The 22,003-nt window shown below is 35.3% G+C and carries 21 protein-coding genes, 1 tRNA gene and 1 pseudogene; 5 read left to right on the top strand and 18 right to left on the bottom strand.

What is annotated here, in order from left to right:
• Nucleotides 1–2 precede the first annotated feature (2 nt).
• The 17 genes and pseudogenes from ACFSJT_RS11770 to ACFSJT_RS11690 all read right to left on the bottom strand — a co-directional run bounded on the left by ACFSJT_RS11770 (nt 3) and on the right by ACFSJT_RS11690 (nt 13,635).
• Entirely contained in the window at nt 3–560 is a 558-nt protein-coding gene (locus ACFSJT_RS11770; protein ID WP_378320465.1) for a YeeE/YedE family protein, read from the bottom strand.
• 72 nt (nt 561–632) lie between these two features.
• Nucleotides 633–1,250, bottom strand: coding sequence for a class I SAM-dependent methyltransferase (locus ACFSJT_RS11765; protein ID WP_378320464.1), 618 nt, complete (start codon nt 1,248–1,250; stop codon nt 633–635).
• Nucleotides 1,251–1,263: 13 nt separating this feature from the next.
• Nucleotides 1,264–2,676 (bottom strand): MBL fold metallo-hydrolase, encoded by a 1,413-nt coding sequence (locus ACFSJT_RS11760; RefSeq protein ID WP_378320463.1) that lies wholly within the window; start codon nt 2,674–2,676, stop codon nt 1,264–1,266.
• A gap of 118 nt (nt 2,677–2,794) precedes the next feature.
• A pseudogene (locus tag ACFSJT_RS11755) lies at nt 2,795–3,593 on the bottom strand (sulfite exporter TauE/SafE family protein).
• 64 nt (nt 3,594–3,657) lie between these two features.
• Nucleotides 3,658–4,290, bottom strand: coding sequence for a Crp/Fnr family transcriptional regulator (locus ACFSJT_RS11750; RefSeq protein ID WP_378320462.1), 633 nt, complete (start codon nt 4,288–4,290; stop codon nt 3,658–3,660).
• On the bottom strand, nt 4,290–5,066 hold the full coding sequence (locus ACFSJT_RS11745; protein WP_378320461.1) for a patatin-like phospholipase family protein: 777 nt from the start codon (nt 5,064–5,066) through the stop codon (nt 4,290–4,292). Before ACFSJT_RS11745 ends, ACFSJT_RS11750 begins: the two co-directional genes overlap by 1 nt.
• 9 nt (nt 5,067–5,075) lie before the next feature.
• Nucleotides 5,076–6,497 carry a cardiolipin synthase gene (cls, locus tag ACFSJT_RS11740; RefSeq protein WP_378320460.1) on the bottom strand — a complete coding sequence of 474 codons (1,422 nt, stop codon included), beginning with the start codon at nt 6,495–6,497 and terminating at the stop codon, nt 5,076–5,078.
• 24 nt (nt 6,498–6,521) lie between these two features.
• Nucleotides 6,522–7,358, bottom strand: coding sequence for a universal stress protein (locus tag ACFSJT_RS11735; RefSeq protein WP_378320459.1), 837 nt, complete (start codon nt 7,356–7,358; stop codon nt 6,522–6,524).
• Between the two features lie 86 nt (nt 7,359–7,444).
• Nucleotides 7,445–8,449 (bottom strand): GTP 3',8-cyclase MoaA, encoded by a 1,005-nt coding sequence (gene moaA / locus ACFSJT_RS11730; protein ID WP_378320458.1) that lies wholly within the window; start codon nt 8,447–8,449, stop codon nt 7,445–7,447.
• Between the two features lie 11 nt (nt 8,450–8,460).
• On the bottom strand, nt 8,461–9,372 hold the full coding sequence (gene moaCB / locus ACFSJT_RS11725) for a bifunctional molybdenum cofactor biosynthesis protein MoaC/MoaB (protein ID WP_378320457.1): 912 nt from the start codon (nt 9,370–9,372) through the stop codon (nt 8,461–8,463).
• A gap of 61 nt (nt 9,373–9,433) precedes the next feature.
• Nucleotides 9,434–9,877: a molybdenum cofactor biosynthesis protein MoaE gene (locus ACFSJT_RS11720; protein WP_378320456.1), complete on the bottom strand. Its 444-nt coding sequence runs from the start codon at nt 9,875–9,877 to the stop codon at nt 9,434–9,436.
• 9 nt (nt 9,878–9,886) lie between these two features.
• Complete coding sequence (gene moeB / locus ACFSJT_RS11715) at nt 9,887–10,981, bottom strand: molybdopterin-synthase adenylyltransferase MoeB (RefSeq protein ID WP_378320455.1); 1,095 nt, start codon at nt 10,979–10,981, stop codon at nt 9,887–9,889.
• An 11-nt stretch (nt 10,982–10,992) separates the two neighbouring features.
• A complete protein-coding gene (locus ACFSJT_RS11710; RefSeq protein WP_378320454.1) occupies nt 10,993–11,229 on the bottom strand; it encodes a MoaD/ThiS family protein in 237 nt (78 codons plus the stop codon).
• Nucleotides 11,213–11,797 carry a molybdenum cofactor guanylyltransferase gene (locus ACFSJT_RS11705; RefSeq protein WP_378320453.1) on the bottom strand — a complete coding sequence of 195 codons (585 nt, stop codon included), beginning with the start codon at nt 11,795–11,797 and terminating at the stop codon, nt 11,213–11,215. The genes ACFSJT_RS11710 and ACFSJT_RS11705 overlap by 17 nt, the downstream gene beginning before the upstream one ends.
• Nucleotides 11,794–12,129: a winged helix-turn-helix domain-containing protein gene (locus ACFSJT_RS11700; RefSeq protein WP_378320452.1), complete on the bottom strand. Its 336-nt coding sequence runs from the start codon at nt 12,127–12,129 to the stop codon at nt 11,794–11,796. Before ACFSJT_RS11700 ends, ACFSJT_RS11705 begins: the two co-directional genes overlap by 4 nt.
• A 131-nt stretch (nt 12,130–12,260) precedes the next feature.
• A complete protein-coding gene (locus ACFSJT_RS11695; protein ID WP_378320451.1) occupies nt 12,261–13,436 on the bottom strand; it encodes a molybdopterin molybdotransferase MoeA in 1,176 nt (391 codons plus the stop codon).
• Between the two features lie 117 nt (nt 13,437–13,553).
• A tRNA-Leu gene (locus ACFSJT_RS11690) sits at nt 13,554–13,635 on the bottom strand.
• A gap of 153 nt (nt 13,636–13,788) precedes the next feature.
• Here ACFSJT_RS11690 and ACFSJT_RS11685 point away from each other — a divergent pair.
• From ACFSJT_RS11685 to ACFSJT_RS11665, 5 genes are all read left to right on the top strand, one after another.
• On the top strand, nt 13,789–15,177 hold the full coding sequence (locus ACFSJT_RS11685) for a dipeptidase (RefSeq protein ID WP_378320450.1): 1,389 nt from the start codon (nt 13,789–13,791) through the stop codon (nt 15,175–15,177).
• Between the two features lie 395 nt (nt 15,178–15,572).
• Complete coding sequence (locus ACFSJT_RS11680; protein ID WP_378320449.1) at nt 15,573–16,985, top strand: hypothetical protein; 1,413 nt, start codon at nt 15,573–15,575, stop codon at nt 16,983–16,985.
• A 128-nt stretch (nt 16,986–17,113) separates the two neighbouring features.
• The gene (locus ACFSJT_RS11675; protein ID WP_378320448.1) at nt 17,114–17,485 is read left to right on the top strand and encodes a BlaI/MecI/CopY family transcriptional regulator; all 372 of its coding nucleotides are present in this window, start codon (nt 17,114–17,116) and stop codon (nt 17,483–17,485) included.
• 29 nt (nt 17,486–17,514) lie between these two features.
• Entirely contained in the window at nt 17,515–19,395 is a 1,881-nt protein-coding gene (locus tag ACFSJT_RS11670) for a M56 family metallopeptidase (RefSeq protein ID WP_378320447.1), read from the top strand.
• A 111-nt stretch (nt 19,396–19,506) separates the two neighbouring features.
• Entirely contained in the window at nt 19,507–20,607 is a 1,101-nt protein-coding gene (locus ACFSJT_RS11665) for a DUF4407 domain-containing protein (protein WP_378320705.1), read from the top strand.
• A 46-nt stretch (nt 20,608–20,653) separates the two neighbouring features.
• Here the strand turns inward: ACFSJT_RS11665 and ACFSJT_RS11660 are convergent, their stop codons facing one another.
• Nucleotides 20,654–21,898 (bottom strand): NAD(P)/FAD-dependent oxidoreductase, encoded by a 1,245-nt coding sequence (locus tag ACFSJT_RS11660; protein ID WP_378320446.1) that lies wholly within the window; start codon nt 21,896–21,898, stop codon nt 20,654–20,656.
• Nucleotides 21,899–22,003: the final 105 nt, after the last annotated feature.

The raw sequence follows: 22,003 nt of genomic DNA, 5'->3' as shown, positions 1-22,003 counted from the left end.
GTTTAAAAAATTAGAGGGAAAATAAAATGTATCATTACTAGACCTCCGATAAAAAAGCCTATCACGGCTATAAGCGATGGAATCTGTAGATCACTTAATCCTGATATTGCATGTCCAGAGGTACATCCACCGGCGTATCTAGCACCAAAACCAACCAATAAACCTCCTATAATTAGTAATACTAAAGCTTTTGGATCGGTTAAGGCGTCTTTAGAAAATAACATGTCTGGCATGTATGCCTTGCCAGCGTTCTCAAAACCTTTGGTATGAAGATCGGTAATTATATTAGGATTGATGGCTACCGAAGTATCGTTAGATAAAAAGTTGTTAGCCACAAAACCACCTATAAGAACTCCCAATACTACTATGAGGTTCCAGCGTTGTGCTTTCCAGTCAAATTTAAAAAAATCTACGGTTTTATCAGCGCCGCAAATTGTACATAGAGTTCTAAGATTTGATGACATACCAAATCTTTTGCCAATCATTAATAGGGTAACCATAACCAGCGTAATTAATGGACCCGAGATGTACCAAGGCCAGGGATCATATATCCAATTCATTTGTAGCATATTTTGAGGTAAAGAAATTAAAATTCAATGATGATATCAGTAACTTATGTTACATAACCTTAATTATTTTTTAAAACCACAAAAGATAAAGTTTTGTGTGGTATTAAAAGGTGTTTTGTGGTCGGTATACGTACATTTTACCTTTTTAAAATGGTCTTTAAATTGTTCATTTAACGACTCTTTAGAATATCGAGTAATTGGAATGCCACTACATTTTTCAGGACCACTTTCTGAAAAGGTACCTATAACCAAAGCGGCTCCGGGAGCAATACCCTCTCGAATAGCATTTTTATAATGATTAATTTCATTTTTATCAGTAAGAAAATGAAACGTAGCACGATCATGCCATAGGTCATACTTTTCGTCGGGTACGAAATGTGCAATGTTTGCATTAATCCATTTAACTTTCTCTGCCCGTCTTCCTAATCTTTTCTTGGCCTTGGCTATAGCAGCCTCTGAAATGTCAAGCACGGTAATGTCTTCATAACCAAGATCAAGCAAATGATCTACCAAAAGACTATCACCACCACCTACATCGATTATTTTTGCTGTTTTAGGAAGGTGAAAATATGTTATAAAATCTAAAGAAACTTTTGGGGTATCCTGATACCAGCTAACATTTTTAAGATCTTTGGTTTTATAGATCGTTTCCCAATGTTCTTTCTTATTAAGATCACTCATCAATTCCCTTTTCTTACTTCAAAGTAGTAGGACACACATAATCTGTGGTATGAATGCCTACTTCTTTTATGTCCTTAAAACCTCCTGCCACATCGATAAGGTTGTGGATACCACGACTCTTTAAAATAGAAGCTGCAATTACAGAGCGATATCCTCCTGCACAATGCATATAAAAAGTTTGGTCATCAGGAAATTCTGTTAAATAATCATTAATATAGTCTAAAGGAGTATTATGTGCTTTATCCATATGTTCGGCAACAAATTCACTCTCTTTACGAACATCAAAGACAGGGATTTCTTTCGTATCTACAATATCTTTAAATTCGGAAGCTGAAATCGAAGTGATGGTATCATAATCTTTACCCTCGGTTTTCCAAGCTTCGAATCCACCCTCTAAATATCCCAAAGTTTTGTCGAATCCCACGCGCGATAGTCGAGTAATTGCTTCTTCAACTCGATCTTTTGGTGCTACCAATAAAATAGGTTGTTCTACATCTGCAATTAAAGCTCCAACCCAAGGAGCAAAACTACCATCTATTCCAATAAAAATAGATCTGGGGATATGTCCTTTTACGTATTCATTTTGATGTCTTACATCAAGTACCACCGCTCCGGTTTCATTTGCAAGTTTTTCAAATTCTTCTGGAGATAACGGTCTTGTACCTTGTTCTATCACTTTGTCAATATCTTCGTATCCCTCCTTGTTCATTTTTACATTTAGGGGAAAATATAAAGGAGGTGGTAACAACCCTTCAGTAACTTCTTTCACAAATTCTTCTTTGGTCATATCTGCCCGAAGTGCATAATTCATTTTCTTCTGGTTACCTAAGGTATCTACAGTTTCTTTCATCATGTTTTTACCGCATGCAGAACCAGCTCCATGGGCAGGATAAACAATTACATCATCAGCCAGGGGCATGATTTTATTGCGTAAGCTGTCAAAAAGTGTCTCAGCCAATTCTTCTTGGGTCATATGTGCAGCTTTCTGGGCAAGATCTGGTCGACCTACATCTCCTAAAAACAGAGTATCCCCGCTAAAGATAGCATGATCTTTACCATCCTTATCTCTAAGTAGATAGGTAGTACTTTCTATAGTATGACCTGGAGTGTGCAATGCGATTATCGTGATATCGCCCAATTTAAATTCTTGACCATCTTTAGCAATAATAGCTTCAAAAGATGGATTAGCCTGAGGTCCGAATATGATATCAGCACCTGTTTCTTTAGCCAAAGTAACATGACCGCTCACAAAATCTGCATGAAAATGAGTTTCAAAAATGTATTTAATTTTGGCGTTATCTTCATCTGCTTTTTCGATGTATGGCTTAATCTCCCTTAAGGGGTCTATAATAGCAACTTCACCGTTGCTTTCGATATAATAAGCTCCTTGTGCCAGACATCCTGTATATATTTGTTCTATTTTCATCTGTTTTATTTTTTGAGTATCCTCTAGTTTAAGTAGAGACACCTTTTGTTTATTATTTATTTGTCAAAAATAATGCAATTATTACTTCAAATCAGTAACAATTGTCACAAAGCTAAGTTTAGGTTAGTTCTTTAACAATAATGTAGATGCCTATAACCAAAACAAACCAACCAAATCCTTTTTCTAGTTTTTTTCCTTCTATATAGTTTGACATGTACATTCCTATGAAAATTCCAATGATTGATATAGCGGTGAATATTAATAAAAAGTTCCATTCTATTTCTAAGTTTTCAACATCACCAATGAAACCGATCAGAGATTTTATTGCAATGATCAATAATGATGTTGCAACCGCTTTTTTCATAGGTAATTTTGCCAACAATACCAAAGCTGGAATAATTAAAAAACCACCACCTGCACCAACAATTCCTGTTAGAAAGCCTACAACTGCTCCTTCAATCAAAATTAAAGGATAGTTATACTGTATTTTGGTCTTTTGTTCTATATTTTTTTTGGTATTCTTTATCATTGATAGAGATGCCAATAACATAATTATTGCAAAAAATATCATGATTCCTACTTCCTTGGTCATCATAAACTTTCCGATAGTAAAAAGATGATCTGGAATTGCCGGGACTACATATTTTCTGGTGGTGTATACTGCGATGAAGGCCGGAACAGCAAATACAATTGCAGTACGAAAACTTACTAGTCCTTTTCGCAAGTTATTAATAGCACCTACTAATGCAGAAACTCCGACCACAAAAAGAGAATAAGCAGTTGCAGTAATTGGATTAATATGCATTAAGATAAACAAATACCGGAACGGTTAGTATAGAGCCGCCACCGCCAATTAATCCTAATACAATTCCTATAGCCAGCGCACCGGCATATCCCAATACTTCTGATATTTCCATCAATTATTTTTTGTCAAAAATAACTTCTAGTATCGGGCAAAGCTGTAACATTTGTTACAGAGTTTTAAATATGTATAACTTCAATATTATTTCTATTCAGTTTAACTTTGCCATCATTTTCTAGTTTTTTAAGCAGTCTAGAGATAACTACTCTTGAGGTATGAAGATCGTAGGCTATTTCCTGATGTGTATTGTTAATGATAGAGTCACTCTTAACTTTAGTTTTGTCTTTAAGGTATTTTAGCAATCGATCATCCATTTTAAGAAAAGCAATACTGTCTATCGTTTCAATTGCTTCAATTAATCGTTTATGATAACTGTCAAATACAAAATTCCTCCATGATTTATATTTTACGGTCCATTCTTCCATTTTTTCTACAGGAATCATAACGAGCTTTGCATCAGTTTCTGCCATAGCTTTGATTTCACTTTTATGATGTCCTAAGCAGCAGGATAGGGTCATTGCACAGGTATCTCCTTTTTCTAAAAAATAAAGTAATAATTCATCCCCATCATTATCTTCCCTTAAGATTTTGATTGCGCCGCTAATGATTAGAGGCATCGATTTTATATAGCTTCCTGGTTTTATTAAGTGAAAGCCTTCTGGAACTTCCTTAAAAGTTCCAACCTGGTTAATTTCTTTTAAAAGCTCTTCTTCAAAGAAGTGACCATAATTATCTTTTAATTCCTGAATCATTATTTCTGATTTTTAAGAAATATTTCTATTTGCTGCTTGGCTTCCTGATACCCAATATCATACACTTCATCCAAACTGTTATTACTAAATAAACCATGATTTATTAGTTTTTTTGGTTGTATAATAATATCACAACGTTTAAATTTTACTTCTGCATTGGGCATTGCCCTTAGATAATAAGCTCGTTGCATTACATTATATGAATGTTTAAAATCTGTAATTTTAGGCTTTTTAATTGGTGTTACATCAATACCAACAATCAAATCACATTTTTTTTCTAGGGGATCTATCGGGAAGTTGTCCAAAATTCCGCCGTCTGCATATAATTCTTGATCAATCATAACGGGTGTAAATACTCCCGGAAATGCGGCCGAAGCCAATAAGGGCTTAATGAGAGGTCCTTTGCTGAAAACTTTAGTAGTACCTTCGACAAGATTTGTAGCTGTCACAAATAATTTTTTTTGTAATGTTTCAAAAGAATTTTCAGGAAAAAAGACATTAAGATCGTCCTGAAATTTTTCTGAATCCAAAAAGCCTGCTTTTTTACGAGTAAACCGATTAAATTTAAGTAAAGAGGTCTTTTTAAAAAAGCTTTTGATCTCCTCTGTAGTATATCCACCTGCATAAAGAGCGCCTACCAAAGCCCCAGCACTTGTGCCAGAGATATATTTAGGTATTATTTGAGCTTCTTCCAAAGCTTGTATAGCACCAATGTGCGCAACACCTTTGAAGCCACCTCCAGATAAAACCAGTCCTATATTTTCTGAAATTTTCATTGTTTTACATTATAAAACCGGGCTGAAGATCTTTGCAACTCCTTCTTTTAATTTATCTTGCCAAGGCCTTTTTACAAAGGTATTATAGTTTAGTTGAATGCTTTTACTGCAATCACTTAAAAAATCATTTTTTAGTGCTAATGCAAAAGAATCATCATAAATTACCGCATTAACTTCGTAATTCTGTTCAAAACTTCTTATATCTAAGTTTGTCGTTCCTACCGATGAAACTGTATCATCTGCTACAATAGTTTTACTGTGTAAAAAACCTTCTGGGAACAGATAAATTTTGACACCTGCGTGTAATAATCTTTCAAAATAAGAACGTACACACCAGCGCACTATTTCACTATCAGAACTCTCAGATAGTAGCAGACGAACATCTACGCCACTTAATGCTGCCACCTGTAATGATTCTAAAATAGACTCTCCAGGAATAATATACGGATTAGTGATATAGACATAATCATGGGCTTCATTGATCATCGAAAAAAACAATTGTTGAGTTGCAGAGAAATCAGAATCGGGACCACTATGAACAATTTGTACTGTTGATTCTCCAATTTTTGGATAATGAGAGAAATAGGCCGTGTCAAAAATATCATCTTTGTTGGTTATAAAATACCAATCTAAAGCAAAGATGGTTTGTAGACTATGTACAACGGGACCTTTTAACTGCAAATGCATATCATGCCAGATCCCCAGATGAGGATCTCCTTTCACATATTTATCAGAGACATTGATACCGCCTGTAAATGCAATTTTGTTATCGACTACAATAATTTTACGATGATTACGATAGTTTATCGAGGTTAAAAATTTGCCAAATCGTATGGGTAAAAAACGATAGATTTCTACACCAATATTTTGTAGTTTTTTTATGTATCTTTTACTAAGAGATAAACTGCCGATACCATCGTAGATTATGCGAATTTTGACTCCGTGCTGGATCTTATCCTGAAAGAGCTCAAAAAGGTTTCTTGTTAATTCGCCTTCTTCAAAGATGTAATATTCAAAGTGAATAAAATCTTGAGCTTCATTTAAGGCTTCAAAAATAGCTTTAAAAGTGACATCTCCATTTTTCAGAAGCTGTACGTCATTTCCAGAACAGGGAGCGAAGTAGGAGTTCTTGGTAATTAAAGAAATGAGCTTTTGATGTTCACTGTATTCTTCTTTGGTTATAGGTACATGGTGTTGTAATGCCTTCTTTATATAAGAAGCTACTTTTGGAGTATGTCTTAATGTAAATAGTTTGTTTTTTCTTCGGTTTCTGCCGAGCATCAAATACAAAAATATTCCCCCAACAGGAATTGTAAAGATAGCAAGCATCCATGCTAATGTGTTGGTAGGTCTAATTCCATTTAATAATAGTCTGATGATAATAAAAATTCCAACAATGATATATAGGGTAAGGACAATAAAAAAAATCATCAAAAACAAATGGTTTAGATAGTATTAGCTATGCATAATTAGCAAAGGAACACGGGTCCCGTAGCTAATTTTAGAAGTTTCAGAGCCTTTAAAAAAACGTTCCATAAATGTTTCTCTTTTTATGAACATAGCAGTAAGATCAATATCCATGATTTGCACAAAGCTATTAATAGCTAAGGCTATTGGGACATTTACAATGGAATGAAAGGTATGATTGATATTTTTAAAAAACTCTTTCATATGCTTTTTATCATCAAAATCAGCTACTGTTACGGTATCATCTTCTTTAATTTTAAGAATTCTTAATGAAGATTTATACTTGATCAAAGTGTCCATTAAAGGTTCGATGCCATCAGTATTAAAATGATCCATTTCATCTATAGTATACAAAATAATTTTAGGTTGTTTAAATGTATATCCCTGTGGAATAGCAATTACGGGGCAATCAACTTTTCGAATCACATTAAGTGTATTACTTCCAAAAACTACCTCTGCTGCTCCTGTAGCACCATTGGTTCCCATCACAATAAGATCTATGTTTTTAGAGGTTACAGTTTGATTAATAGCGTCTGTAAAGATATCATAATCTGTTATGGTGTGAAACGTATAATTTTCGTCTGAATAGCTAGATTTTAGTTGGTCTACTAGGATATTCAGTTTCTTTTTAACATCGCTTAATACTGATTCATGGATCGAAGTGTTGGCGGGTGCAGCCATAAGGTCGTCTGTAGTGTAGCTGGAAGCTTTTTGAACATTAAGAACATAAAAAGTGCAAAGTTCTTTTTTAAAAAACTCCATAGCATAGTTAATGGCATTCTTCGAATTGTCAGAAAAATCTGTGGGAAGCAAAATGTTTTTCATTGTAGCTAAGTTTTATATTCTAAAATTAACTCGGTTATTATTGAACTACTATGATATTTGTCAGTAATAAGAGCTTGAGGTAAAAGTTATCCGCCAATTGTAATCATACTTCGATTATTATGTTCATCTATTTGCTTAAACTTATCAATAGTATCCATACCGCTACGAACTTTGAATTTAGCTTGTATTGCCTTTTCAATAATCGAAGATATAGATTTTCCTTGTCTAAGCGGAGTAAGCAAATCAGATTCTTTTGAAGAAAACAGACAGTTTTTTATATGTCCGTTGGCAGTAAGACGAATTCTATTACAACCATCACAAAATGGATTGGTAACAGAACTAATTATGGCAAAAGTACCTTGGTAACCTTTTATTTTATAACTTTTTGTAGTATCATTTGGGGCATCTTCTAGTTTTAGAATATCGTTTTTTTCAAAGTTTGAATCAACTTCTGCAAGTATTTCTTGTAAAGAAACCATCTTATCCATGTTCCATCGATTTCCGTCAAAAGGCATGAATTCTATAAACCGAACTTGTATTGGTTTATCTTTAGTAAGATTAATAAAATTTATTATTTCATCAGCATTAAAGCCTTTCATTAATACACAGTTCACTTTAACCTTAAAACCTTCTTGAACAAGCAGAAGAATGTTTTGGTATACTTTATCGAAATACGATCTTCGGGTAATGTCCTTATTTTTCTGGGCATCGAGAGAATCCAGGCTTACGTTAAGGGTCTTAATTCCACATTTTTTAAATTGATCAACAAATTTGTCTACGATAACTCCGTTAGTGGTCAAAGTAAGTTGTACGGGTAGTGAAGCGAGTTTTTCTAAGATCAATGAAGCATCTTTGCGTATCAAAGGTTCTCCACCAGTCAGCCGAATTTTGGTAACACCAAGATCCACAAATTTTTTGGCGATGGTATAAATTTCTTCATACGTCATGATGTGTTCTTTTGGAGATAGCTGAATTCCTTCAGCAGGCATGCAATACGTACAACGAAGGTTACACCTTTCTGTAAGAGAAATACGCAAGTAGTTGTGTTTTCTCCCAAATGTATCTGTAAGTATGTCTTTTTTCTTAGTCAAAATACTATAATTTAATCGTGTCGTGCACCTTTTAAAATTCTGAATACATGCAAAATCTCTGGGAAAATAGCATCCATAGACTCTTTTGCGCCATTTGTAGACCCCGGAAGCGCCAGTACTAGTGTATTGTTGATGGTTCCTACCACACTTCTCGAAAGCATGGCGTACGGCATACGGTCCTGGCCATATTTGCGAATAGCCTCTTCTACACCAGGAATAGTTCGGTCTAATAATGGTTTTAATGCCTCGGGTGTGACATCACGTTTTGATAAACCGGTACCTCCAGTATAAATAACAAGATCGGCACCTCGTTCATGGTATTGTTTTGCTTTTTCCTGAATAGTTTCTATTTCATCAGGGATAATGCTATAATCCAGAATTCCTACCTCACATGCTTCTAGTTTAGAAATAATAGCTTTACCAGCCTTATCCTCTTTTTTTCCTTCAGAAATGGTATCAGAACAAACAATGACAGCCGCTTGTAAATCTCTGCGGAATCTATCGGTATAGTCAGATTTCCCTCCTTTTTTATCAAGCAGTTTTATATGATGAATTTCTATTCCTTTATCAATAGGTTTGAGCATATCATACATATTGAGTGCTACTATACTTGCTCCATGCATGGCTTCAACTTCGACGCCTGTCTTATAAATTGTTTTTATGGTTACCAGAACTTGGATTTCAAGATCACCAATTACGTAATCAATACTAGTGTATTCAATGGGTAGAGGGTGACAGTCTGGAAGTAAATCGGGAGTTTTTTTAACGCCTAATAATCCGGCAGCTTTACTCATTGCAAATACATCACCTTTGGGTACCGTTCCTTTTTGTATAGCTTCGATAGTTTTTGGCGTACTAACTTTAACAATGGCTTGTGCTGTTGCTGTTCGTAACGTTGAGGTCTTATGTGTGATGTCTACCATTTTTTTAATTTCAAATTACACTTCGACAGGCTCATTGTGGCCTATAGCTCATGTTCTACTACTAAGTATTCTGTTTCCATTGATGAGTTTGATCTTCAAAAATTTCTTTTCCAAAAACCGGGACATCGGATTTTATGGCCTCTACAACAAATTCTAGTGCTTCAAATACTACTTTTCTTTTTGGAGAGGATACAAAGACGAAAAGACAAATCTCACCGGCTTGTACCTTTCCTAAGCTGTGATAAATATGCATGCAGGTAAGGTCAAATCTCTCGAAGGTCGCCTCTCGTATTTCGTGAAATTTTTGATTAGCCATCTCCTCATACGCAGTATAGTCAATTCCTGTAATCACTTTACCATCAATTTCATCGGCACGTACTTGTCCTAAAAAAATATTATGCGCACCAATACTTGTTTTTGTTTGATGTTTTGCAATAGAAGTACCTATAAATTCTGATGAAATCGCTCCTTCTACAAATACGTTCTTTGGTTTCTTTTTTTCCATAGTAAATTTCTAAACTTCTTTTAGTAGCTCATGTTCGTGAAGTGCAATAGCTCCACCTTTTATATGTGATACATTTTTAAATCCATTTTCCAGAAGTATTTCTACTGCCTTTTTACTTCGAGTACCTGATTGGCAAAAGATTATTGTTTGTTTTTCTTTATCATAATTTTCTAATTGTCGGGGTAATTCTCTTAAGGGAATACATGCTGGATCCAAACTTTTTATTTTGGGTTGTTCATCGGCTTCTCGAACATCGATAAATTGCACATTTTTTTTCTGAAATACATCATGAGGGAATATCTCTATTACTTTTTTAATTCCGCAAAAAAGATCGTAATCGACGGTTTCAAATTCTTTGGCCATATCCAATACTTTTGAAACTTGAGATTCGATACGGTTTACAGAGAAAGTTGAAAATTTAGTAGAGAGACTATCATACATCATTAATTTTCCATTTAAAACATCGCCAATCCCTAATATGATTTTTAAAACCTCATTAGCTTGCATGCTTCCTATAATTCCCGGTAGCACACCCAAAACTCCAATTTCTGCACAAGAAGGAACGCTCCCTGCGCTGGGAGCCTCAGGGAATAAGCATCGATACGTAGGACCATTTTTGTAATTAAAAACCGATACTTGACCTTCAAACTTAAAAATTGCTCCGTATACCAAAGGTTTGTTGGTAATTATGCATGCATCATTTACTAAGTAGCGTGTTGAAAAATTGTCAGTGCCATCAATAATAATATCATATTCCGTAAAGAGTGGTAATGCATTTTTTGTGGTGAGCTTTTCTGGATATGCCGTAATTGTTATTTCCGGATTTAAGTTTTCAAGACGGCTTTTGGCTGCAATAGCTTTGTTTTCTCCAATCGAATTTTGCCCGTATAGAATCTGGCGATGTAGGTTAGAAGTTTCTACATAATCAAAATCTATAATCCCAATAGTGCCTACGCCAGCTGCAGCAAGATATTGCAATACCGGGCAACCCAATCCACCTGCACCAATCACCAAAACCTTGGAAGAAGCAAGTTTCTCTTGCCCCTTCGTCCCAATTTCGGGCAGTAAAATTTGTCTGTGATATCTTGAATTGAAACTATTCATCATAGATATTTTTATCCTCCTGCAAAAGGGGGTAGTAAAGCAACTTCAGCTTCGTTATTTATGACATATTGATTATCTACTAATTGTCGATTGATAGCAACTTTAAAATCTTTATCATTTAATTTAGGATATTGATTTTTTAGCTTTTTCAATAACTCAGAAACAGAACAAGTATCTATTTGTAGCTGTTCTTCAGAAATTGTTGTGGCTTCAGCTAGCATTCCAAAGTATTTAATAGTTAATTGCATTAGTAATGGTATTTAAGTCTTCGATAGTATTAATATTTTTTACCAAAAACAACTCTTTTTCCTGTACAGCAATCGTTTTGGTATTGAACTTTGAAACTAATTTACGTAGACGTTTTTCGTTATTCGAAAGCAATTCAAAACACTTTTCTACGCAACGTTTTTTGTATAGTGCAATTAGCGGAATGGTTTTTCCTTCGGCTTCAAATTGAACGATATCATAATCTTCAGTTTCAAACTGAAATAACTTTCTTAATAACGAAGTAGTCACAAGAGGTGCATCACAACTTATTACCAGATTGTTTTTGGTTTTAGAATTCGTTAATCCTGCATGCAACCCAGCAATTGGACCACATTCTGGAATAATGTCTTCAATTCTTTTTACTCCAAAAGTATCGTATTCAGAATTACTACTTACAATAATAATTTCTTTTGCTATCGGTTGAAGCGCTTCAACAATATGTTCAACAAAAGGTTTACCCTTAAGCCATAATAATCCTTTTTCGCTTCCCATTCTTGAGCTTTTACCACCAGCTAATATAATTCCTGTTATGTTTTTTTCTAAACTCATAAAGAAATTTGCTTCAATTCATTATCAAGAAATTCCCAACATTTTTGATTGATATCATCAAAAACTTTAATAATTTTTTCTCCATAAGCAGTAATACTTGCTCCACCACCACCTTTACCGCCTGTAGAGGTAATTACTAAAGACTCATCACTAATTTTGTTCATACTGTCTAATAAGTTCCATGCCTTTTTATAAGACATATTCAAGCTTACAGCAGCTTTACTTAGTGAACCCGTTTTTGCAATGGCTTTAAGTAAACGAACTCTTCCCTCGCCCAGAAAAACGCCATGCTCAGATTCTATCCAGATTCTACTTTTTATTTTATAGTCCATGATGCTAAATAAAGCGTTTGGTTTTTAAAGATACAACGAAATTTTCGTGCAGGGTGTCGCTTTATTTAAATTTTAGCAAAGAAAGATTTTTGAACCTTAGTTTTTTGTGACAATCATCATTTTTTGAAGTTTTAAGGTAGATTAATAATCTGAATGGTGTCACCAGGATTAATTTCTGAAACTTCTTCGGGTAGATAAACCAGAGCATTGGCCAGTGCAAAAGAGCGAAGCATAGATGAAGCTTGCCCATCAAGGATAGTGACTGTATTATCTTTTTCTATAGCTTTTAAAAATTCTGCTCGTTCCCCTTTTTTTGAGTATCCGGAGCTTGAAATACTGGTACTACGTTTTAAACGATAGTCTTGGAGACCTGATGTTTTTTGTAATGCCGGAAGCACGTAAACATAAAAACAACTTAGTGAAGAAGCTGGGTTACCAGGTAGTGCAAAGATAGTTGTACGATCTTTTTGAGCAAAATAAAGGGGTTTACCAGGTTTTTGTTTGACTTTATAAAAGATTTCGTCGACTTGTAGATCACGGAGTGCTTTTCCTACAAAATCGTAGTCTCCAACCGAGATTCCGCCAGAAATCAAAACTACATCGCACTGTTTTATCGTTTTTTCTATAATAGAACGCGTTGCTTGGTATTCGTCTTCCACCTTATAAAATGAAATATCTGCAAAACCTGAGGTTTTTAATGCAGAAGATAACATTACAGAATTACTTTCATAAATCTGGCCGTATTTTAGTTTTTGACCGGGTGGTACTAATTCATTTCCAGTAGTGATAATTGCAATTGAAGGCTTTTTATAAACTTCGATATGTGTGATTCCCAGTGTCGCCAAATACCCAATACCTGCAGCATTGATTATTGTTCCTTTAGTAAGTGCTATTTCGCCTTCTTTGATTTGTTCTCCTGCAGGCCTAATATTGGCATTGGGCTTTACCGATTCCAGCAAAATTACTTTGTTATCATTAACCTCTATCTTTTCTTGCATAATTACGGCTTTGGCTTCAGAAGGCACAGGAGCTCCTGTAAAAATCCGAATGGCCTCACCTTTTTTTAATTCGGGATCTTTGTCATCTCCGGCTTGTACTTCACCTTTAAGAGAAAAAGCTTTTTCTTCGATAGAACCTAAAGCATATCCATCCATTGCGGACTGTCTAAATGGAGGCATATTGATAGGAGATAAAACATCGTTTGCTAAAACAAATCCTAAGGATTCTGAAACAGATATGGTCACAATTTTGTTGGTAGATGTGATATGACTATCTACTAGTTGAAGTGCTTTTTCTACGGGTACCATAGATGTGGTTTAATTGAAGATATAAAGATAAGGTGAATTTCGAATAGTTATTCAATCTCAAAGGAAATTTGAGTAATAAAAAAAGCCGAATCAGCTGATTCGGCTTTTCTTTTACTGTGCGGGCGGAGAGACTCGAACTCTCACACCTCGCGGCACTAGATCCTAAGTCTAGCGTGTCTACCAATTCCACCACGCCCGCATTATATATTTTTGTACCACTTAGGACTTAGTACAAAAATGCTTACTTTTATTAGTAAGCGGGTGCAAATATAAACAATACTTTTAAAATAAAAACAACCTTCCAAAAAAATATAAACTTTTAGTACTTTTAGGCGAAAATTAACTCAGATTTATGCAAAATATACAAACTTACATTCAAGAACATAAAGATCGATTCGTAAATGAACTTCTTGAGCTTCTTAAAATTCCTTCGGTTAGCGCAGATACCGCTTATGAAGGGGATGTTATAAAAACTGCAGAAGCAGTACGTAGAAGTCTTAAAGAGGCTGGATGCGACACCGTAGAGATTTGTGAAACGCCCGGATATCCTATTGTTTATGGAGAGAAAATTGTAGATAAAAACCTTCCTACAGTTTTAGTATATGGTCATTACGATGTGCAACCACCAGATCCTATTGATTTGTGGGATAGTCCGCCATTTGAACCGGTAATAAAAAACACTGAAATTCATCCTGATGGTGCGATTTTTGCTCGTGGAGCCTGTGATGATAAGGGGCAAATGTACATGCATGTCAAAGCATTAGAAATCATGACCAAAACTGGGCAACTACCTTGTAATGTAAAATTTATGATTGAAGGAGAAGAAGAGGTGGGTAGTAAAAGCCTAAGTTGGTTCGTAGAACGTAATCAGGAAAAACTAGCAAACGATGTAATCTTGATTAGTGATACGGGTATGATTGCCAAAGATGTTCCCTCTATTACCACTGGATTACGCGGACTTAGCTATGTAGAAGTTGAGGTGACTGGGCCAAACAGAGATCTACATAGTGGTTTATATGGCGGAGCCGTCGCTAACCCTATCAATGTTTTGACTAAAATGATTGCTTCGTTGCATGATGAAAATAATCACATTACCATTCCTGGATTTTATGATAAGGTGGAGAATCTTTCCAAAGAAGAAAGAGCAGAAATGGCTAAAGCACCATTTTCATTAGAAGCTTATAAAAAGTCGTTAGATATTAACGCTGTTTACGGTGAAGAAGGATATACGACCAATGAGCGTAACTCCATTAGACCAACTCTTGATGTAAATGGAATTTGGGGTGGTTATACAGGTGAAGGTGCTAAAACGGTTATAGCCAGTAAGGCGTATGCCAAGATATCTATGCGTTTGGTGCCTAATCAGGATTGGGAAGAAATCACCGAATTGTTCAAAAACCACTTTGAGAGTATTGCTCCAGAAGCGGTGACCGTGAAAGTAACGCCACATCATGGTGGACAAGGGTACGTAACCCCAATAGACAATGTTGGATATCAAGCAGCGAGCAAGGCCTACCAGAATACCTTTGGTAAAATCCCAATCCCACAGCGTAGCGGAGGAAGTATTCCAATCGTTTCTTTATTTGAGAAAGAATTAAAAAGTAAGACTATTCTCATGGGATTTGGTCTGGATAGTGACGCGATACATTCTCCTAACGAACATTTTGGAGTGTGGAATTATTTGAAAGGAATAGAAACTATTCCACTTTTTTATAAATATTTCACAGAGTTAAGCAAATAGGATCATCTAAAAATTAAGTTATTTTCTTGCCTTTACCTAAGCCCAATTTGGGTAAAGGCTGTCTCTCCCAATAATTGAAGATTTTCTACTATACCTTCTCCTGCAAATTTAAATTTTCTTTAGTTTAATAGTTGAAACACCTTAGTAAAGGAGGTGTTTAACTATATAAAAAACAGACATTTAATCCTGATGTCGAATGAAAGAACCTACATAAGAAAAATTAAAATAGATTTTTTGTTACCCCTTGTCGAAAAGAGAGAAAATAACAAGTCTTGTATATTTTATTGTTGTAATTTTAAGATAGTTACCCCAATCATTCCCCCGGGTATTGTACTGTGACAGAAATTCAGTCGGTACATATTTTCTAAAATTTTTAACTCTTAAAATAATTTACAATGAAAAAAGCAATTTTAGTTTTTGGTGTGTTCTTGAATGGAGTATTTATTTTTGCTCAAAGCACTACCGATGTGAGTCAATCGGGTATTAATAATATCGCAAATATTTCTCAAGAAGGAGATAGAAATACCTTAATAATTTCTCAGGATGGAGATGAAAATTATTCAGAAGTAGTTCAGGGGTCAGAAGGCGACCTTTTTGGTGATGGATATATTTTGCAAACCCAATTTGGAAATAATAGTGAAGCATATGTTTTTCAGCAAGGAGAATTTAATTCAGTATCTCAGGAACAATTCGGAGACTTCAATAGGTTAGAAGTAGTGCAAGATTTTGGTAATTCAAACGTAGCTGTTCAGTTCCAGGATGGATTTTATAACAGTGCAACTTCCAGGCAGGGAGAGGCAACTGCATCGTGGCAAACTCAGGTAGGTGTATCCAATACAGCTACTATCAGTCAAGAAATTTCGATGTCTGCTGTTGCCTACCAAACTCAAATAGGAGAAGGTAATGAAGCCAGTATTTCTCAATTTTCTTTTGAAGGAACTGCTAGGCAAAATCAATATGGAATTGAAAACAGAGCAGAGATTATATCAGGTTCAGATGGTAATGCAGAACAATATCAGGACGGAAAAAGAAATTATGCGTTGATGGAAGTTTCAGGAACAGATATGAATGCTATTCAAATTCAAATCGGGGAGGACAACAAAGTTGAAGTCAACAGTTCTGGTTTTCTTTCTAATATAGAACAAACTCAAATAGGAGAAGGTAATGTTGCTATGGTTGAAGAGAGTTTAGGTGAAAATGAGATTTTTCAGTCGCAAATAGGGTATAAAAATATGGCCACAATAAATAGTTCTTGTATGGATTGTGATGTAGAGCAAATTCAAGTTGGAGATAGAAATACAGCTGAAGCTATTCAAAATAATTCAGCCCAAGGCAATGTCATTAGTCAAATTCAGGAAGGAAGCGAAAATTCAGTAGTTGCTACTCAGGATGAGGTGGGTACGGTAAACAGAATCTCAAGCGAACAAAATGGAATTTCAAATCATATCGAACAATTTCAAAACGGTGGTAGAGAGAATCGAATGTCGGCAATCCAGATTGGAAATAGTAATGTAATTCTACAAACACAAAGTGGAATAACCAATAAGATGGAAGCTTCACAAGGAACCATTGATTTTAGTGAGAATAATAGAATATACCAGGATCAAGATGGTATACAAAATACAATAATTACCACACAAAACGGAGTAGGCAATATTACGGAAGCTTTTCAAGTAGGAAGTTTTAATACGATTGAAAACACACAAACAGGGATTAATAATAGCTTGATAATTTCACAGACTGGTGATGCTTTTTTTACAACCATTGTACAAACGGGTATTGGCAATAGCATAATTATTAGTGAATAAAATTTAATCTGTTTTAAACTAATAAAGCTTGTAAGATTCTAGAAATTTTACAAGCTTTATTTTCAAATTATTTGGAAATACAAATTTTTATTCTACATTTGTAGAGTTAATTCTAATTAAGTAGAGCAATGCAATTGTCAAAAGCCGAAGAACAACTTATGAAATATCTTTGGAAACTCGAGAAAGCCTTCATGAAAGACTTACTCGATGCTTTTCCAGAACCAAAACCTGCAACTACTACGGTTGCTACATTGCTCAAGAGAATGAAGGATAAAGGTTTTGTAGATTATACCCTATATGGGAAATCGAGAGAGTATTATCCTTTGGTAAAAAAGACAGATTATTTTTCAAAACATGTAAACGGTTTGATTAAGAACTTTTTTAATGACTCGGCTTCACAGTTTGCATCGTTTTTTACTTCTGAAACCAATATGTCGACCTCAGAATTAGAAGAACTTAAGAAGATAGTAGATCAACAAATTCAAAAGCAAAAAAAATGATAGCTTACCTAATCAAATCATCACTTTGTATGTTGCTGCTATGGGGTTTCTATGTATTGCTTCTTGAAAAGGAAAATATGCATTTTACAAAAAGATTTTATCTGATTTTTAGTCTAGTTTTTTCTCTTATAATTCCACTTATAACCTTTACATACACTACAGGTATCCATCAAGAATCAGAAATAATCAAGGAGCCAACAGTCACTACGATGATCTTGTCTGATACCGTTCCCGTTGCTGAATCATCTATTGATTATGTTTCAATACTATTATGGAGTGTCTATGGTATTGGAGTTTTAATTTTTGGATTTCGATTCATTAAAAACCTTAAAAACCTAACTTATAAAATCAGAACTAGCGAACGCCTAAAAGAGCCTTCGCACATAAATGTTTTGGTTACCGATATGATTGTACCACATACATTTTTGAAATATATATTTGTTTCCAAGACAGAATATCAAGAAAAAAATATCCCCGAAGAAGTATTGCTCCATGAAAAAACACATGTGCTTCAAAAACATACATTAGATATATTATTTATTGAAATTCTACAGGTGATTTTTTGGTTTAATCCATTATTATTCTGGATTAAAAAATCCATAAAACTAAATCATGAATTCCTGGCAGATCAGACCGTTTTAAAACGTCAATTTTCTTTACAAACGTATATGAACTTGCTTGTTAACTATCCAAACAACTCTAATCAAGTTGAGTTATCAAGCCCTATAAATTATTCATTAACCAAAAAACGAATCGTTATGATGTCACAAAAATTTTCAAAAACCCGAGCAGTGGCTAGATTGTTGCTGCTCTTACCCATGTTGCTGGGTTGTATGCTTTTATTTAATAATGAAATAGTAGCTCAACAAAGAACGGTTAACTATCAAAAGACTGTTCAGGATACCCATCCTGATAAGAAAATCAGGATAAGGGTAAAAGGAGATAAAATAGAGGTAAATGGGTCCTCTACAAGTCTGTCAGATTTTGCAAAAACCATTGATGATCTTACAAAGCAATGGAAAGATGATGAACTTGCAGAGTTTAATTTTAGTGTACAAATGCAGAATGTAGATGAAGGACTATTAGAAAAGCTCAACAACGCATACCGAAATACAAGATTGTACAAAGCAAATCCTGATGGTCATGATTTAATTCCGCCACCACCACCGCTTCCACCTTCTCCAAAAGTGCATAAGGGAGAGGTAAGTGATATACCTCCACCTCCGGCACCACCTAGGGTGAAAAAAGGTGAAAAAAGTAATATACCACCGCCTCCATCACCGCCAAAAGGTTTTGGAACATCTTCTTCACCAGAAACACAAAATGTAGAGGCTCAAGTTGCAAGAGCAATGAGAGAAGCAGAAGAAGTAAGGTATGAAGCAGAGAAAGTAAGAGAAGAGGCTGAAGCTATTAGAGAGTATGAAATCGTAAGCGCCATAGAAGTCGCACAACAGGCTAGGGAGGCTGCTGAAATAGCAAGAGTAAACGCAAAGACCAATGCACAGTATGCCAGAGAACAGGCAGAACAAGGCAGAGCTATGGCAATGGAGCAGGCCCACAGAGCGCGGGAGCAAGCTCATAGAGTAAAAGAAGAAGCCATGAAACAAGCAGAAATAGCAAGATTTGAAGCAGAGAAAGCTCGAGAAATGGCAATGCGCGAAGCTCGAATGGCAAGAGAGCAGGGAATGCAAGAAATGCAGAGAGTGAGAAAAGAGGCTAGAGCTGGAGCCGAAGAAGCAAGGAAACAAGCTGAACAAACTCGTAAAGTAGCTCTCAAAGAAGTTGGAAAAGCTCGTGATGAAGCACGTAAAGCAGCCGAAGAGGCAAGAAAGGAAGCTCGTAAGAAAATGGAAAAGGAAAGAAAAAGGAGAGAAAAAGAAAGAAAAAAGGCCGAGAAAGAAAGAAATTAGTGTTGCGCTTGTTTTTATGATGAACTAAAACTCCTAATAAGGAGTTTTTTTGCACAACATTTTATTGTAAATCAACGTTATAGGTCTATTGCCAATAAAAACCCTTAGATGATGTTAAAACGCTTTTTTATTTTATGCTCAGGAGCAGATGCTGATATCCTGGCTGATTGTTCTAATGGAGAACAGAACAAATATGTGGGTATTGGGGCCACGGTATTTTTTACGGCTATAATGGCTTTCATTGCAGCTAGCTATGCCTTGTATACAGTGTTTGATAATTATTTTAGTGCAATTTTTTTCGGATTGATTTGGGGATTCCTAATCTTCAACCTGGATCGATTTATCGTTTCAACGATCAGAAAAAAAGATAATTTCATAGATGAACTCCTACAAGCATCACCTAGAATTGTCCTTGCGATAATTATTGCCGTAGTGATTTCAAAACCCTTAGAATTAAAGATTTTTGAAAAAGAAATAGACCGTGTATTACTAGAACAAAAAAACGATTTCACCCTAGCAAATAAAGAACAAATAGCTACTCAATATACTCCTGTTGTTGCCTCAATAGATGCTGAGATTGCCTCCTTAAAAGAAGAGATTGTGACCAAAGAAACTGAGGTAAATGATTTATACGAAACCTATATTGCAGAAGCAGAAGGTCGTAAGGGTACAGAGCTCATAGGGAAAGGACCAGTTTATAAAGAAAAGCGTGAAAAGCACGATACCGCATTGGCAGAACTCGTTGATTTAAAAAAGGCAAATGTAGATAAAGTGGCCACCTTAGAAGCTCAAAAAGTGCAATTGGCAACAGAATATGAAGATCAGGTTTTGAACTCGCAGCCCATAATTGATAATTTTGATGGCCTCATGGCGCGTATAACTGCTTTGAGTGAATTGCCATGGTTACCCTCCTTTTTTATATTTTTATTGTTTTTGGCAATAGAGACCTCTCCGATTTTTGCAAAACTAATTTCTCCAAAGGGGGAATACGATTATAAACTAGCAGATATAGAGGACGAAGTAAAAACCTGGGTGGCACAAAAAGAAGGTCAACGCGCTGTGTTATTAGAAACAGATCATACCATCAATGATCGAGTATATGGCGACCTCACTGAAGAAGAAGAATTGTATGCCTACAAAAAGAAAATAGCTCGTGAGATGATGAAGAAGCAACAGGATGCCTTCTATAAACGGCAAACGGGAATCTTATAGAAATAGATCCTTAAGGTTTTCAAAACCTTTGTGGTTTAATATTTATTTAGAACTTCCGGTCGGGATGATATACGTCTAGATCCAAAGAAGGCTTTTTATCAGAAATTATTTCTGAGACCAGTTTTCCTGTTGAAGGTCCCATGCTCCAGCCCATCATGGCATGCCCTGTCGCGATGGTTAGATTTTTACAGTAAGTAGATTTTCCAATATAAGGTAACCCGTCTGGAGAAACCGGTCTTAGCCCACAGGTGGCAGTATTTTTTTCTTCAGCTGTTAGTTTGATATTAGGATAATAACGTTGTGTTGCATTGGCAATGGCCTCAACTCTTACTTTATTAATATCATGGTTGATCCCCGCAATTTCCATGGTGCCTGCAAATCTGGTAAATCCTTGCATGGGTGTTATCGCAACTTTGGCTTCGGCTAAAATAGCCGGCATGGTAATCCCAAAATCTCTTTCAGAATTGATTCGATATCCTTTTCCCGGTTCTAATAATAATTTAATCCCTAATTTTTTACTCAATATACTAGACCATGACCCGGCAGCCAAGACAAATTCATCTGCAATATAGGTGTGGGTTGCATTACTAATCGAACTGATTTTTTCGTTTTTTACCGTGAGGTCATTTATCTTTTCATTTCTGTGAATAACTACTCCAGAAGCTTCCAAATAAGATTTCATTTCTTCCATAAACATATGCGGAGTAGTATGCGCATCACATTCGTATAAAACAGCACCCTTGGCGTTGAGCTGTATGTTAGGTTGCATTTTTTTCAGTTCTGTCAATGAAGTTTCTCTCACAGCTAATCCTTCTTTTTTGGCAATTTCTGCTACATGAATCTCTTCTTCCAGCATTTTTTGCGTTTGGCAAATCATTAGCAATCCTTTTTTTTCTAGTTGAAAATCAAAATTCTCTGTTTCTTTAATTTCTGAATATAAATCCTGCCCTAACAATGCAATATCTTTTATAGCCGGAATACCCTGATTCACATTTTGAGACGAACATGATTTGTTAAATGCCCACGCCCATTGCAAGAAATCTGAATTGAGACGAGGTTTTATGAAAAGAGGACTTGAAGGATTAAACATCCATTTAAGGCCTTTCTTCATAACGCCAGGTGCGGCTAACGGAATAATATGACTTGGGGATAGATAACCTGCGTTAACGTAAGAAGCGCCAAAATCCATATTAGATTGATCGATAATCGTTACCTGATGCCCTTCTTTATGCAAATAGTATGCAGAGCAAAGTCCTATAATTCCACCACCGATTACTATTACTTTTTTCATTGAATGAATTATTGAGACAATGAATTACTCATTTTATTACTATTTAATTAACTGAAGTATTCTTTCTAGCTTTAGATAACACTTCAAGAATTTCTTCTGCCTCAG

The organism is Aquimarina celericrescens (assembly GCF_042682765.1).
Taxonomy (GTDB): domain Bacteria; phylum Bacteroidota; class Bacteroidia; order Flavobacteriales; family Flavobacteriaceae; genus Aquimarina; species Aquimarina celericrescens.
This window is presented reverse-complemented; position numbering and strand designations above follow the sequence as displayed.

What these genes read in the sequence shown, in the direction of transcription:
- ACFSJT_RS11770 (WP_378320465.1), bottom strand. Translation starts at nt 560, where the DNA reads ATGAATTGGATATATGATCCCTGGCCTTGGTACATCTCGGGTCCATTA.
- ACFSJT_RS11765 (WP_378320464.1), bottom strand. Translation starts at nt 1,250, where the DNA reads ATGAGTGATCTTAATAAGAAAGAACATTGGGAAACGATCTATAAAACC.
- ACFSJT_RS11760 (WP_378320463.1), bottom strand. Translation starts at nt 2,676, where the DNA reads ATGAAAATAGAACAAATATATACAGGATGTCTGGCACAAGGAGCTTAT.
- ACFSJT_RS11750 (WP_378320462.1), bottom strand. Translation starts at nt 4,290, where the DNA reads ATGATTCAGGAATTAAAAGATAATTATGGTCACTTCTTTGAAGAAGAG.
- ACFSJT_RS11745 (WP_378320461.1), bottom strand. Translation starts at nt 5,066, where the DNA reads ATGAAAATTTCAGAAAATATAGGACTGGTTTTATCTGGAGGTGGCTTC.
- cls (WP_378320460.1), bottom strand. Translation starts at nt 6,497, where the DNA reads ATGATTTTTTTTATTGTCCTTACCCTATATATCATTGTTGGAATTTTT.
- ACFSJT_RS11735 (WP_378320459.1), bottom strand. Translation starts at nt 7,358, where the DNA reads ATGAAAAACATTTTGCTTCCCACAGATTTTTCTGACAATTCGAAGAAT.
- moaCB (WP_378320457.1), bottom strand. Translation starts at nt 9,372, where the DNA reads ATGGTAGACATCACACATAAGACCTCAACGTTACGAACAGCAACAGCA.
- ACFSJT_RS11720 (WP_378320456.1), bottom strand. Translation starts at nt 9,877, where the DNA reads ATGGAAAAAAAGAAACCAAAGAACGTATTTGTAGAAGGAGCGATTTCA.
- moeB (WP_378320455.1), bottom strand. Translation starts at nt 10,981, where the DNA reads ATGAATAGTTTCAATTCAAGATATCACAGACAAATTTTACTGCCCGAA.
- ACFSJT_RS11710 (WP_378320454.1), bottom strand. Translation starts at nt 11,229, where the DNA reads ATGCAATTAACTATTAAATACTTTGGAATGCTAGCTGAAGCCACAACA.
- ACFSJT_RS11705 (WP_378320453.1), bottom strand. Translation starts at nt 11,797, where the DNA reads ATGAGTTTAGAAAAAAACATAACAGGAATTATATTAGCTGGTGGTAAA.
- ACFSJT_RS11700 (WP_378320452.1), bottom strand. Translation starts at nt 12,129, where the DNA reads ATGGACTATAAAATAAAAAGTAGAATCTGGATAGAATCTGAGCATGGC.
- ACFSJT_RS11695 (WP_378320451.1), bottom strand. Translation starts at nt 13,436, where the DNA reads ATGGTACCCGTAGAAAAAGCACTTCAACTAGTAGATAGTCATATCACA.
- ACFSJT_RS11685 (WP_378320450.1), top strand. Translation starts at nt 13,789, where the DNA reads ATGCAAAATATACAAACTTACATTCAAGAACATAAAGATCGATTCGTA.
- ACFSJT_RS11680 (WP_378320449.1), top strand. Translation starts at nt 15,573, where the DNA reads ATGAAAAAAGCAATTTTAGTTTTTGGTGTGTTCTTGAATGGAGTATTT.
- ACFSJT_RS11675 (WP_378320448.1), top strand. Translation starts at nt 17,114, where the DNA reads ATGCAATTGTCAAAAGCCGAAGAACAACTTATGAAATATCTTTGGAAA.
- ACFSJT_RS11670 (WP_378320447.1), top strand. Translation starts at nt 17,515, where the DNA reads ATGTTGCTGCTATGGGGTTTCTATGTATTGCTTCTTGAAAAGGAAAAT.
- ACFSJT_RS11665 (WP_378320705.1), top strand. Translation starts at nt 19,507, where the DNA reads ATGTTAAAACGCTTTTTTATTTTATGCTCAGGAGCAGATGCTGATATC.
- ACFSJT_RS11660 (WP_378320446.1), bottom strand. Translation starts at nt 21,898, where the DNA reads ATGAAAAAAGTAATAGTAATCGGTGGTGGAATTATAGGACTTTGCTCT.